The organism is Lichenibacterium minor (genome assembly GCF_004137685.1).
Taxonomy (GTDB): domain Bacteria; phylum Pseudomonadota; class Alphaproteobacteria; order Rhizobiales; family Beijerinckiaceae; genus Lichenihabitans; species Lichenihabitans minor.
Genome location: NZ_QYBB01000008.1, coordinates 176,890 through 188,951, shown reverse-complemented (window position 1 = coordinate 188,951; position 12,062 = coordinate 176,890). Strand labels below are relative to the sequence as shown.

Below are 12,062 nucleotides of genomic sequence, written 5' to 3'. Positions count from 1 at the left end.
GAAGATGCCGACGACGTCGGCGCGGCGCTTCACCTCCTTGTTCAGCCGTTCGATCGGGTTGGTCGAATGGAGCTTCGCCCAGTGCGACTTGGGAAAGGCCATGAACGCGATGACATCGGCCTCGGCTTCGTCCATCAGCTCCGCCAGCTTGCGAATGCGGGGACGCAGTTGGTCGGCGACCTTGCGCCAAGTCTGCGACGCCGCGGCGTGATCGGCCTGCAGGAACACCGTCCTGATGGCGGCCGCCACCATCTGATGCTCGGACTTCGACACGTAGGCCAAGGCATTCCTCATGAAATGAACGCGACACCTTTGCCACGTTGCTTTGAAGATCTGAGAGATGGCGGCCTTCAAACCTTCGTGAGCGTCTGAGATGACGAGCTTGACGCCCTTCAGCCCTCGCTTCTCCAACCCGCGCAGAAATCCGAGCCAGAACACGGCGGCCTCCGACGGGCCGAGACCGAGCCCGAGGATCTCGCGCCGGCCGTCGGTGTTCACACCGGTGGCGATTATCGCCGCCACCGACACGATGCGTCCGTTCTCGCGCACCTTCAGGTAGGTCGCGTCGAGCCACAGGTAGCTCCACTCCCCCTCGATCGGCCGATCCAGGAAGGAGTTCACCCGGACATCGATGCCCTTGCACAGCTCCGACACCTGGCTCTTCGAGATCCCGCTCATCCCCATGGCCTGCACGAGATCGTCCACCTTGCGGGTCGACACGCCCTGGATCCATGCCTCCTGGATCACCGCCACGAGCGCTTGCTCGGTGGTGCGGCGCGGCTCGAGGAAGCCAGGGAAGTACGAGCCCTTCCGCAGCTTCGGGATCTTCAGATCGAGCGTGCCGAGCCGCGTGTCGAAGGCGCGGTGCCGATACCCGTTGCGCTGCGTGGTGCGCTCCTCGTTGCGCTCGTAGCGGCCCGCGCCGATCTGGCCTTCCACATCGTAGGCCATCAGGCGTCCCAGCACCTCCTCGGCCAGCTCTTTCATGAAATCGCCCCCGCCGCGCTTCAGCAGCGCGTCGAGAAGTGGCATCGTGTCGTCGGTCATCGTGCTCTCCGGTTCGTGTCGCGTGTCAGCAACCCGACCCTACCAAGGGGGCACGGTGATCACCCAGGAGGGCGGCGGGCTCCGCCATGTGCGGAGCTCCGCCCACCGCCCTCGACTCCAAAACTCCACCAGCTCCGTGGACGCTACCGACTGCCTCAACTTCAAGGACCTCGTGGAGCGGCATCCTGGGCTCGAACGCGTCGTGGTCTTCGACGTGCTCGGGAGCGACGACCTGATCCGCGCGCCGCGCGACCTGTACGACAGCTGGGTCCTGTCGCTGGTGATCCCCCTGGTGAAGACCGCGGAGGACAACCTCGAACTGTTCGAACTGAAGCACAAGCCGCCCGGGCTCGACGTCCACAAGCTCCGGTTCGACGTGCCGGAGCGCGACCTGCCCGAAGTGCTGGACTGGTCCGAGTCGAACGCCCGGCGCCTGTTCGACATCGGCATGGCGGCCGGCCACCGCTACGCCGACGAGGTGGGCGGAGGGGAAGGAGCGGTGCCGCAGAAGCGTTGAAATGTCGGCTTCGTCCGTGATAGGGCCGGAAAACGGCACGGGGGCGGGGCGGCGATGGGCGCGGGTGAGGAGCTGGGACGACTCGATGCGCGCCTCGTCGCAGCCTTGGAAGGCATCGGCCTGCTCGGCGAATGGTCCTACGACTACCCGAGCCGCGTGTTCCGCTCGAGCCCCGGCGTCAGCGGGGCCTTCGCGATCGCGCCCGAGGACGGCGTGCGCGGCCAACCGGTGGAGCTTTACGAGCGCGCCGTGCATCCGGACGACGTGGGCTGGCTGCGCACCACCCGCTCCGCGCCGCCGGGCCACAGCGGGCTGCGCGTCACGGAGTTGCGCGTCATCGACGCCGCGGGCCGGGAACGCTGGATCATGGTGCGGGGCCGCTTCGTCCTCGACGCGGAAGACCTTCCCGCCTTCGGCTACGGCGTCATGTTCGACGTCACGGACTACAACGCCGGCGGCGAGCGGCCCTTCGTGGCGCCCGCCGCACCGCTGACCGACCCGCATTTCGTGCTGCTGGAATCGCTCGCCATGGCGTTCCGGGCGTCGCGCCAGCTTGCCCAGGGGGCCATCGAGCGGGGATGCCGGGCGCTTCTGTTCCGGGTGGCGGAGCTGGTGGCGCGCCAGGTCAGGCCGTCCCTCATGCTGGACGAGCGGGACGAACCCGGGCGGCGCCTGCATTGAAGGCTGCCGCGGCCCGCTCGCCAGCCCGGGGGGCGGGCAACGTGTCCCGGTTGTTCTGCCCGCGTCCCTGCCCATCTCCTCCGGACCTGTCCGTCCGGAGCGCCGCATGTCTCTCGCCCTCGATCCCGCACCGCCCCGAGAGATGTCGGCCCGGGAGACGCCGGCCCGAGTGCGCCCCCCGGCCGTCGTCGGCGAGGGTCGCCGGCCCCGCCCACCCGCGCCCGTGCCGCTCGACGCGGTGCCCGGCACGCTGGCGCTGCTGAAGGGCCTGCGCGACAACCCCGTCGCCACCTGGACGCGCTGGCATTTCGAGCAGCCCATCGTCCACGGCCGCAACGTGCTCGGCTCCGCCGCCGTGGTGAGCGACCCCGCCGTCATCCGCCACGTCCTGGTCGGCAACGCCGCCAATTACGACAAGGGCGAACTGCAGCGCCGCACGCTGGGCGGCGGCCTCGGCACCGGCCTGCTCCTCGCCGAGGGCGACCAATGGCGCGCGCAGCGCCGCGCCCTGGCGCCTCTGTTCTCGCCGCGCCACGTCGACGGCTTCAAGCGGTCCATGGTCGAGGTCGCGGACGAGATGGTCGAGCGCTGGGCGCGCCTGCGGGACGGCCGCCGCATCGACATCGCCAACGAGATGGCGCGGGCCACGCTGCGCGTGCTCGGCCGCACCGTCTTCTCCGAAGCGATGAGCGGCCCGGAGGACCGCTTCGCGCGCGTCGTGTCGGCCTTCCTCGAGTCCGTCGGCCAGGTCGACCCGCTCGACATCCTGGGGATGCCCGCCTGGTTGCCGCGCCTCGGGGCGGCCAGGACCAAGCCGCTGCTGCGCTATTTCGAGGAGGAGGTGACCGCCATCCTGGACAAGCGGCGGGCGCTGCTCGCTTCCGGCGCGCCAGCCCCGCAGGACCTCCTGACCCTGCTGCTCGCCGCGCGCGACCCCGAAACCGGCGCGGGCCTGTCGGACGACGACGTGCGCGCCAACGTGGTCACCTTCCTGATCGCCGGGCACGAGACCACGTCCAACACGCTGACCTGGGCGCTCTACCTCCTGTCGCAGCATCCGGAGGAGCGCGCCGCCGTCGAGCGCGAGGTGGACGACCTGATGCCGGAGGGCCGCGTGGATCCCGGCCGCGTCGACGATTTCGTCCGCACCCGCGCGGTGCTCGAGGAAGCGATGCGGCTGTACCCGCCGGCGGCCTCCATCACCCGCGAAGCGCTGGGGCCGGACACGCTCGGCACCCTGCGCGTCAAGGCCCGCACGCTGGTGATCGTGTCGCCCTACGTGCTGCACCGCCACAGGCTGCTGTGGGACGCGCCGGACCATTTCCACCCGAGCCGCTTCATGCCCGAGAACCGGGGCGGCATCGACCGCTTCGCTTTCCTCCCCTTCGGGGCGGGCCCGCGCGTGTGCATCGCCGCTTCGTTCGCGCTCCAGGAAGCGGTGATCCTGCTCGCCACCGCGCTGCGCCACGTCCGCCTCGACCACGCGCCGGGGCACGAGGTCATGCCCGTGCAGCGCATCACCCTGCGCTCGCGCGGCGGCATGCCGATGATCCTGCGCAGGCGGTGACGCCCGCGGCGGAACGGCTCGACCGATGGCCGGGCGGTTCGTCGCCCGGCGTCCGGGCCGTCAGAATCGGCTTCCCTCGAACGTGATCTTGCCCCGGTAGACGACCCGGTTGGTTTCGTCCCGCACATCGCATGCGACGGTGTGCAGTTCGCCGTCGGGCAGCTCATGGCGGACGATGTCGGGAAGGAGGCTCTGTGCCTGCCGCCGAGCATCCTCGAAGCCGTCACATTCGCTTCCGAAATCGTCGCGGTGGAACCCCGTCCCATCGCGCACGTCAAAATAGAAAAGTGGCACGCCGCACCTCCTGCCGCCCAGGCGAGGGCGCTGGCATCCCTCGTCGGCGCACACCGTGAAACGAAGCGACGATCGGACGATTGTGGCATTTGCCCGGAAGCGCCGCATTCACTTATGCGAGACCACGGTCGATTTCGAGCGTCGGCGTCGTCCGCTGAGCCGCCATGGCGGGCCGGTCCCGCATCGCGGCCGTGACCAGGCGGATTCGGCCGTCGAGCCCCCCGCACGCCCGGGTTCCGGAGCCGCGCCCCCCTGCGGCGTTACCCGGTCCGGCGCAACGGAGGCCGGCGCCGGCGCGGATCTGCCGTCCGCCGCCGCCGACGCCGAAGAGGCGCCGGGGCACGCCCCCCTCCCGGGCGGAATTCCGGGGGACCTCGGAAGCCGGTACGACGACGAGCCCCCGCGACTTCGGATCGCGCGGAAACGCTTCGATCGGCGGAGCCGTTCGCTCGGCCGTGCCGGGATCGCGGATGGAAGGGGCTGGCACGGGACGCTTCTCCGCCGACCCGCCGGACGAAACATGAACGGCGATGCGGCGATATGGTAAGCCGGCATCGCGCGAACCCCGTCGGGGATTCGACGTCGTTGCCGGAGTCGTCCCATGGCCGCCGATCCCCGTCGAACGTCCCGCAGGGCGTTCAAAGATGCCCGGAGCCGCACCGAGCAGGCGATCGCCCGTGCCGTCAGGGCGGAGCGTGTCATCGACGTGACGGACAAAATGGCTGCGCAGGCCTTCGTCGACCTCGGCGCGTCGCGGACCCTCCTGGGGCGGCCCATCTTCAGCATGTGAACGGGGCAGGCCGAGCCGGGCGCGCGCTCCGCCTTTCGACAGGTGGGGTTCGGTCGGCACCGGGGCGCCGCGCAGGGCGCGATGCGCGGGTTCGCCGCCGACGCGATGAACCCCGCTCAGACCTTCGGGGGTTGAGGCGCAGTGGATCTCCCAGCGCGATCGCCATGCCATACACCCGTGCTCCAGAAGCCGCGACGGTGATACGGGACACCCGGCGGGCCATCGCCACGTCGCGCTGCCTCATCGCTCGAGCCGCCCGGGAACGCGAGGAGATGCGGTCCACGATCGAGCAAACGCGGCGCCTCATCGCCGCCGCCCGCTCCAAGCTGGCCGAGGACGGCGGGTAGCACCGCGATCGGCCTTCGTCCGGACGGCCTCCGCGTCGTTCGAACGACGCCCGTGACGTCGACGGGGGCCCGCAGCCTCGAAGCCCGCATCCCGGCGCCGCCGCGCCCCGGTGACGGCGGCGGCGGTCGCCCGCCGGGCTCGCGGTTCGCTTCGTGGCTTGGCCGACGCCCGGACCGGTGCGGCCCACCGGAGCCCTGCGGGGCCGGGGCGGCAGGGGGCCGCGTCGGCGGAACCCGTTTCCGGTGCGGCGGTGTCGCGCTACACCGCCCCGATGGCCGACCGCACCGACACGTCCCCCGCCTGGCCGCGCGCCCTCGCGCTCCGCTTCCTGCCGACGCGGGGCGGCCGGCTCGCGCTGCTGGCGCTCCTCGCCCTCCCGGTGGTGCTGGTCGACGGCGTCCGGTCCATGGACGCCGACCTGCCGGGCTTCCTCGCCGGCCTGGCCCGGGGCGGCGCGGCAGTGCCGGCCGAGCGCGGCTTTCTGCTCGAAGGGCTGCTGACGGACGGCGTCGGGGCCGGCCTCGCGCGGCTCGGCGTGCCGCTCGGCGCGTTGGCGCTCGCGTGGTGGGGCTTCGGCCTCCTGCTGCTCGCCGCCGTCCTGGCGCTGAGCCTGCGGCGCGGCGAACTCGCCTTCCGTGACCTCCTGCTCCTCGTCGCCTTCTCGCATCTCGTCGACACGCTGGCGCTGTGGGTCGGCAAGTTCGATCCCTGGCTGATGGCCTTCCTGGTGCTGTCGGCTTGGCGAGCGCCCGCACCGGCGCTGGCAGGCTCGGTGCTGGCCGCCGCCTGCCATCCGATCCTGGCCGTCCTGTCGACGGCGGGGGTCGTGGCGGTCGACTTCGCGCTGGACCGGCGCATCCGCTGGGCGCAGGCCGTCGCCGTCGCGGTCGCGGCGGGGGCCGACCTCGCGGTCGTCCACCGCGTGGTGCCGGGCCTCGTCGACCGGACCGGCTATGCGGAGAACCTCGCCACCGGGCTGCTGCACGACGCCGCGCTGCTGGCGCTGCCCACGCTGGTGTCGGCCGCGCTGGTGCCCTTCGCCCTCGTCCGGCACTTCGCCGGGCCGTTCGGCTACGGCGGCCGGCAGGGGGCCGCGGCGCTCGCCGCTTGGGCGGGGGTCGTGCTGTTCGTGGGCTGCGTGGCGACGCTCGACCACACGCGGGTGCTGTGCCTGCTCACGCTCGCGCCCGCGCTGGCCTTCCTACGCCACCAGGGGCGGGGCTGCGCGATGGAGCGCTGGGATTGGGGGCTCTTCGCCCTGCTGCTGCTGTGCCGCCTGGCCCTCGCGCAGATCGACGGGGACGGCGCGATCGCCTCCACGCCCTATCCTTTGGCGCCCTGGAGCGGACCCTGACCCGTCAGTCCGGCGGCCTGACCAGCCCGACGAGGTGGAGCACGACGGCCTGCACCACCATGGCGGCGAGCCAATGGCCGGCATCCGCCAGGCCGGCCCCGAAGGACAGCCCGCGCGACAGGGCGGTGACGAGCAGCGCGGGCAGGACGAAGCCGATCCAGATCACCACCGCGCTGCCGATCGCCATCACCCAGGGGCCGGCGCGGGGCGGCGCCAGGATCAGCGCGCCGGCGAGGATGGACGCCAGCCAGAACTCGGCCAGGACGGCCGTGACGATCAGCGGGACGGAGAACCCGGAGGCTCCGGTGGATGCTCCGCCGACCAGCTTGTAGAGGGCACCGACGATCAAACCGCCCGCCGTCGCGAGCGCGATGGCCCGGATGTTGAGGAGGATGTAGATCACGGGCCCGGTCCCGGATCACATGTGACGGGCGCGGTTCCGCATCTGCTTCATGCGCTTGTGCATGCCCGAGGGGGTGGCGTTGTTGTGCGTGTCGCCCATGCTGCCCAGCTGGGAATTGTGGGCGGAGGCGGCCAGGGCGGGGGTCGACACCGCGGCGAGCGGCAGGCAGAGCACGCCGAGCGCGGCGGCGATGGTCAAGATCTTCATGGGGTTGTCCTCGGTGGTCGTGCCGTCGTTATGGCGCGGCGCCGCGCATCGTCCAGCCCTCACGGCCGGCGCACCGCGTTGCCGGCCCGCCGCAGCGCGTCCGCCAGGGCGCCCCCGGCCGCCGGGGCCGGGGCCGGGGACGGCTGGGCCGGCGCGGGCCGCGCGGGGCCCCTCGGCCCGGCGGTCCGCTCCGGCTTCGCCGCCCCGGGCTCGTCGTCGAGCCGCAGCGTCAGGGCGATGCGCTTGCGGGGCCGGTCGACCTCCAGCACCTTCACCCGCACCACGTCGCCCGGCTTCACCACCTCGCGCGGGTCCTTCACGAAGCTGCGGCTCATGGCGGACATGTGCACCAGGCCGTCCTGGTGCACCCCGATGTCGACGAAGGCGCCGAAGGCTGCCACGTTGGTGACGGCGCCTTCCAGCACCATGCCGACCTGCAGGTCGCCGATCGTTTCCACGCCCTCCTTGAAGGTCACGGCCTTGAAGGCGGGGCGGGGGTCGCGGCCCGGCTTCTCCAGTTCGCGCAGGATGTCCGTCACGGTGGGCAGGCCGAAGCTCGCGTCGGCGAAGCTCCCGGGCTGCAGGGAGCGCAGCACGGCCGCATTGCCGATGAGCCCGCGCGCGTCGACCTTGGCGGCTTCCAGGATGCGGCGCACCACCGGGTAGCTTTCCGGATGGACGCCCGACGCGTCGAGCGGGTCCTCGCCCCCCGCGATGCGCAGGAAGCCCGCGCATTGCTCGAAGGCCTTGGGCCCCATGCGCGGCACCTTCTTCAGGGCCTTGCGCGACGGGAACGGCCCGTTGGCGTCGCGGTGCGCCACGATGTTGGCGGCCAGCACCGGCCCGACCCCGGCGACCCGCGCCAGCAGCGGCGCCGACGCCATGTTGACCTCCACCCCGACGGCGTTGACACAATCCTCCACGACGCCGTCGAGCGAGCGCGACAGGCGCGCCTCGTCGATGTCGTGCTGGTATTGCCCGACGCCGATCGCCTTCGGGTCGATCTTGACGAGTTCGGCCAGGGGGTCCTGCAGGCGGCGCGCGATCGACACGGCGCCGCGCAGCGTCACGTCGAGGCCGGGCAGCTCCTCGGACGCGGTGGCCGAAGCCGAATACACCGAGGCGCCGGCCTCGGACACGACGACCTTGGCCATGCTGAGCGCCGGGTTCTGGCGGAGCAGCTCGGCGGCGAGCCGGTCGGTTTCGCGCGACGCCGTGCCGTTGCCGATCGCCACGAGCTCGACGCGGTGCTGCGCGGCGAGCCGGCCCAGCACCGCCAGCGCCTCGTCCCAGCGCCGCTGCGGCTCGTGCGGGTACACGGTGGCGGTGGCCAGCACCCGGCCGGTGCGGTCCACCACGGCCGCCTTGGTGCCGGAGCGGAACCCGGGGTCGAGGCCCAGAGTGGCGCGGGCGCCCGCCGGCGCCGCCAGCAGCAGGTCGCGCAGGTTGGCGGCGAAGACCCGCGCGGCTTCCGCTTCCGCCGCCTCGCGCAGCCGGCCGCGCAGGTCCGTGTCGAGCCGCGGCAGGATCTTGGAGCGCCACGCGCCCCGCACCGTTTCCGCCATCCAGCCGTCGCCGGGGCGGCCGCGGTCCGACAGGCCGAAACGGCCCATGATGGCGAGCTCGGGCTGGCCCGGCCCCTTTCGGGCTTCCGGCTCCGGCTCGGGGCGGATGTCGAGGTCGAGCACGCCGTCGCGCTCGCCGCGGAACAGCGCCAGCACCCGGTGCGAGGGCAGCTTCGCAGGGGCTTCCGCGAAATCGAAATAGTCGGCGAACTTGGCGCCGGCCTCGGCCTGGCCGCGTCTCACCTTCGCCGCCATCCGGCCGCGCTTCCACAGGGCGTCGCGCAGCGAGCCCACGAGGTCGGCGTCCTCGCCGAACCGCTCGACCAGGATGGCGCGGGCGCCGTCCAGCGCGGCGCTCGCATCGCCGACGCCCTTCGCGGCATCGGCGAAGCGGGCCGCCAGCGCCGCCGGGTCGGCGTCCGGGCGGGCCAGCAGGGCGTCCGCCAAGGGGCCGAGGCCGGCTTCGCGGGCGATCTCGGCCTTGGTGCGGCGCTTCGGGCGGAAGGGGAGGTAGATGTCCTCCAGCCGCGCCCGGGTGTCGGCGGCGAGGATCGCGGCTTCGAGCTTCGGGTCGAGCTTGCCCTGCTCGCGCACCGACTTCAGCACCGCCGCGCGCCGGTCTTCGAGCTCGCGGAGGGCGCCCAGGCGCTCCTCGAGGCGGCGGAGCTGGACGTCGTCGAGCGAGCCCGTGGCTTCCTTCCGGTAGCGGGCCACGAAGGGCACCGTCGCGCCGCCGTCGAGCAGCGCCACCGCGGCGGCCACCTGAGCGTCGCGGACGCCGAGTTCGACGGCGATGCGGGACAGGATGGGATCGGCCATGGCGTTTCCTTCGATGGGGGTCGGCCCCGCTCAGTCCCGCTCGGCGTGGGCGCTGTCCACCCGGAAGGGGTGCGCCGGATAGGTGCCGAGCACGCGGAACTCGCGGGAAAAGAACTGCAGCTCGTCGAAGGCGCGGCGCACGGCGTCGTCGTCCGGATGGCCCTCGACGTCGGCGAGGAACTGCGTGGCGGTGAACTCGCCCTCGACCATGTAGGATTCGAGCTTGGTCATGTTGACGCCGTTGGTGGCGAAGCCGCCGAGCCCCTTGTAGAGCGCCGCCGGAAGGTTCTTCACCCGGAACATGAAGGTGGTCACCACGGGGCCGCCCCCCGCGGCGGCCGGGGACGGCTCGCGCGACAGCACCACGAAGCGCGTCGTGTTGTGCTCCTCGTCCTCGACGTCCTCGGCGAGGATGTCGAGCCCGTAGATGCCGGCGGCGAGGCGCGGCGACAGCGAAGCGCGGCTCCGGTCGCCCGCGGCCGCCACTTCCCGGGCCGAGCCGGCCGTGTCGCCGGCGACGAGCGCCTTGAGGCCCAGGCGGCGGATCAGCTTGCGGCACTGCCCCAGCGCGTGGATGTGGCTTTGCACGGTGCGAAGCTCCTCGATCCGCGCGCCCGGCACCCCCATCAGCTGGAAGTGCACGGGCAGAAAGAACTCGCCCACGATGTTGAGCTCGGATTTCGGCAGCAGCGCGTGGATGTCGGCGACCCGGCCCGCGATCGAATTGTCGATGGGGATCATGGCGAGGGCGGCACGCCCCTCCGTCACGGCCGCGAAGGCGTCCTCGAAGGTCGGGCAGGCCAGGGGCTGCCGGTCCGGGTAAACGGCCTGGCAGGACTGGTGCGAGAAGGCGCCGGGCTCCCCCTGGTAGGCGATGAGGGTGTTCATGCTGGCTCCAGGATGGCGCGGGCGCGGGCGAGTTCGGCGGGGTTGTCGACGCCCAGCGGCACCGTGTCCACCACCATGGCGTCGATCCGCATCCCGGCTTCCAGCGCGCGCAGCTGTTCGAGCTTCTCGCGCCGCTCGAGCGGGGACGGCGGCAGCGCCACGAAGCGCCGCAGCGCCGCGCGGCGGAAGGCGTAGAGGCCGATGTGGTGGTGCAGCGGCCCGTCGCCCCAGGGCGCGGTGGCGCGGGTGAAGTAGAGCGCCCGCAGGCGCCCCGGCGCGACCTCGCTGCCCACCAGCTTGACGACGTTGGGGTCCGCCCGCTCCTCGGCCCGCGCGATCACGGCCGCGAGGGTGGACATCGCCACATCGGGGTCGGCGAGGGGCAGCAGGGCCGCGCCGACGATCCGCGGGTCGACGGTCGGCAGGTCGCCCTGCAGGTTGACCACGGTGTCGTGGCGCCCGTCGGGGTCGACCAGCTCCAGGGCTTCGTGGATGCGGTCCGTGCCGGACGGGTGGTCGGCGCGGGTCAGGGCGGCCCGGCCGCCCTCGGCCTCGACGGCCGCGGCGATGCGGGGGTCGTCGGTGGCGACCACCACGGGGCCGACGTCGGCTTCGCGGGCGCGGCGCCACACCTGCACGACCATCGGGACGCCCGCGATGGGGAGCAGCGGCTTGCCGGGCAGGCGGGTCGCCGCCAGGCGGGCGGGGATCAGCACGATGGGGTTCACGGGCTGGCACCCCTCGGGACGGTGGCCACTCGGGGTCGAGATGGCGTGCGGGGCCGCGCTTATACGTGTTGCCAAGCTCACGGCAAAGTGTTGAATGGCTCCAAAGGCGGGGCCGTCCGCGACGCGCCATCGCCGGGATGATCGGGGGACGGCGCGGCCATGGATTCGTTCGAGGTCAACAAGGTCGCCGGCGGCGTGCTCGGCACCCTCCTAGCGACCATGGGGTTGGGCCTTCTCGCCGGCTGGCTGTATTCCCCGGCCGAGCCCGGCAAGCCGGGCTACGACCTGCCCCTGGCGGCGGCCGAAACCGCCGGCGCCGGCGACAGCAAGACCGCGGCGCCCGCCAAGCCCCTGCCCGTGCTGCTCGCCTCGGCCAGCGTCGAGAAGGGCGCCTCGCTCGCCAAGGCCTGCGGGGCCTGCCACAATTTCGAGAAGGGCGCCGCCGCCAAGGTCGGCCCCCCGCTGTGGGGCGTCCTCGGCCGCCCGGTCGGCGGCGTGGCGGGCTTCGGCTATTCGGAAGCCATCAAGGGCAAGGGCGGCGACTGGACGCTGGACAAGATCAACGCCTTCATCACGTCGCCCAAGGGCTATGCCCCCGGCACCAAGATGACCTATGCGGGCGAAGAGGACCCGCAGAAGCGCGCCGACATCCTCGACTACCTCCACACCCTGTCGGACAACCCGCAGCCCCTGCCGGCCGTCACCGATGCCGCGCCCGCCGACGCCCTGCCGGCGTCGACGGAGCCCGCCAAGAAGGGCTGAGGCCGCCCCGCGCCGGTTGCACCCGGGGACGCGGAAGCGGGCCCGCGATGCGGGCCGCCGCGGCTGGCCACCCGCGCCCGCGAAACACTGGA

14 protein-coding genes are annotated in these 12,062 nt (G+C 72.6%); 7 read left to right on the top strand and 7 right to left on the bottom strand.

The features are described from left to right. A partial coding sequence (locus tag D3273_RS09875) for an IS256 family transposase (protein ID WP_129225946.1) occupies positions 1 to 1,047 on the bottom strand: 1,047 nt, incomplete at its 3' end. Between the two features lie 136 nt (positions 1,048 to 1,183). On the opposite strand from D3273_RS09875, the gene D3273_RS09870 reads away from it, so the two are divergent. The 3 genes from D3273_RS09870 (at position 1,184) to D3273_RS09860 (ending at position 3,812) form a co-directional block, all read left to right on the top strand. After that, the gene (locus D3273_RS09870; protein ID WP_129225944.1) at positions 1,184 to 1,564 is read left to right on the top strand and encodes a hypothetical protein; all 381 of its coding nucleotides are present in this window, start codon (positions 1,184 to 1,186) and stop codon (positions 1,562 to 1,564) included. 54 nt (positions 1,565 to 1,618) lie between these two features. Next, a complete protein-coding gene (locus tag D3273_RS09865; protein WP_129225942.1) occupies positions 1,619 to 2,245 on the top strand; it encodes a PAS domain-containing protein in 627 nt (208 codons plus the stop codon). A 106-nt stretch (positions 2,246 to 2,351) separates the two neighbouring features. Next, positions 2,352 to 3,812, top strand: a complete 1,461-nt coding sequence (locus D3273_RS09860; RefSeq protein ID WP_129225940.1) for a cytochrome P450 — start codon at positions 2,352 to 2,354, stop codon at positions 3,810 to 3,812. 60 nt (positions 3,813 to 3,872) lie between these two features. On the opposite strand, the gene D3273_RS09855 is transcribed toward D3273_RS09860, so the two are convergent. After that, a complete protein-coding gene (locus D3273_RS09855; protein WP_129225938.1) occupies positions 3,873 to 4,106 on the bottom strand; it encodes a DUF6894 family protein in 234 nt (77 codons plus the stop codon). Positions 4,107 to 4,707: 601 nt separating this feature from the next. On the opposite strand from D3273_RS09855, the gene D3273_RS09850 reads away from it, so the two are divergent. The 3 genes from D3273_RS09850 (at position 4,708) to D3273_RS09845 (ending at position 6,598) form a co-directional block, all read left to right on the top strand. After that, entirely contained in the window at positions 4,708 to 4,896 is a 189-nt protein-coding gene (locus tag D3273_RS09850) for a hypothetical protein (protein WP_129225936.1), read from the top strand. Positions 4,897 to 5,093: 197 nt separating this feature from the next. Continuing rightward, a complete protein-coding gene (locus D3273_RS28200) occupies positions 5,094 to 5,243 on the top strand; it encodes a hypothetical protein (protein WP_165359446.1) in 150 nt (49 codons plus the stop codon). 251 nt (positions 5,244 to 5,494) lie between these two features. Continuing rightward, positions 5,495 to 6,598 (top strand): hypothetical protein, encoded by a 1,104-nt coding sequence (locus tag D3273_RS09845; protein ID WP_129225934.1) that lies wholly within the window; start codon positions 5,495 to 5,497, stop codon positions 6,596 to 6,598. A 4-nt stretch (positions 6,599 to 6,602) separates the two neighbouring features. Here D3273_RS09845 and D3273_RS09840 read toward each other — a convergent pair whose 3' ends face one another. From D3273_RS09840 to D3273_RS09820, 5 genes are read right to left on the bottom strand one after another with little or no spacing between them, the layout of a single operon-like run. Beyond that, complete coding sequence (locus D3273_RS09840; protein WP_129225932.1) at positions 6,603 to 7,001, bottom strand: hypothetical protein; 399 nt, start codon at positions 6,999 to 7,001, stop codon at positions 6,603 to 6,605. A 15-nt stretch (positions 7,002 to 7,016) separates the two neighbouring features. Then, a complete protein-coding gene (locus D3273_RS09835; RefSeq protein WP_129225930.1) occupies positions 7,017 to 7,208 on the bottom strand; it encodes a hypothetical protein in 192 nt (63 codons plus the stop codon). 59 nt (positions 7,209 to 7,267) lie between these two features. Beyond that, a complete protein-coding gene (locus D3273_RS09830) occupies positions 7,268 to 9,592 on the bottom strand; it encodes a Tex family protein (RefSeq protein ID WP_129225928.1) in 2,325 nt (774 codons plus the stop codon). Between the two features lie 30 nt (positions 9,593 to 9,622). Next, entirely contained in the window at positions 9,623 to 10,480 is an 858-nt protein-coding gene (locus D3273_RS09825; RefSeq protein ID WP_129225926.1) for a prephenate dehydratase, read from the bottom strand. Further along, complete coding sequence (locus D3273_RS09820) at positions 10,477 to 11,208, bottom strand: 3-deoxy-manno-octulosonate cytidylyltransferase (protein ID WP_129225924.1); 732 nt, start codon at positions 11,206 to 11,208, stop codon at positions 10,477 to 10,479. The genes D3273_RS09825 and D3273_RS09820 overlap by 4 nt, the downstream gene beginning before the upstream one ends. 159 nt (positions 11,209 to 11,367) lie before the next feature. Between D3273_RS09820 and D3273_RS09815 the strand changes: the two genes are divergently transcribed. After that, on the top strand, positions 11,368 to 11,970 hold the full coding sequence (locus D3273_RS09815) for a c-type cytochrome (RefSeq protein WP_129225923.1): 603 nt from the start codon (positions 11,368 to 11,370) through the stop codon (positions 11,968 to 11,970). Positions 11,971 to 12,062: the final 92 nt, after the last annotated feature.

What these genes read in the sequence shown, in the direction of transcription:
- D3273_RS09850 (WP_129225936.1), top strand. Translation starts at nt 4,708, where the DNA reads ATGGCCGCCGATCCCCGTCGAACGTCCCGCAGGGCGTTCAAAGATGCC.
- D3273_RS09865 (WP_129225942.1), top strand. Translation starts at nt 1,619, where the DNA reads ATGGGCGCGGGTGAGGAGCTGGGACGACTCGATGCGCGCCTCGTCGCA.
- D3273_RS09835 (WP_129225930.1), bottom strand. Translation starts at nt 7,208, where the DNA reads ATGAAGATCTTGACCATCGCCGCCGCGCTCGGCGTGCTCTGCCTGCCG.
- D3273_RS09830 (WP_129225928.1), bottom strand. Translation starts at nt 9,592, where the DNA reads ATGGCCGATCCCATCCTGTCCCGCATCGCCGTCGAACTCGGCGTCCGC.
- D3273_RS09860 (WP_129225940.1), top strand. Translation starts at nt 2,352, where the DNA reads ATGTCTCTCGCCCTCGATCCCGCACCGCCCCGAGAGATGTCGGCCCGG.
- D3273_RS09815 (WP_129225923.1), top strand. Translation starts at nt 11,368, where the DNA reads ATGGATTCGTTCGAGGTCAACAAGGTCGCCGGCGGCGTGCTCGGCACC.
- D3273_RS09825 (WP_129225926.1), bottom strand. Translation starts at nt 10,480, where the DNA reads ATGAACACCCTCATCGCCTACCAGGGGGAGCCCGGCGCCTTCTCGCAC.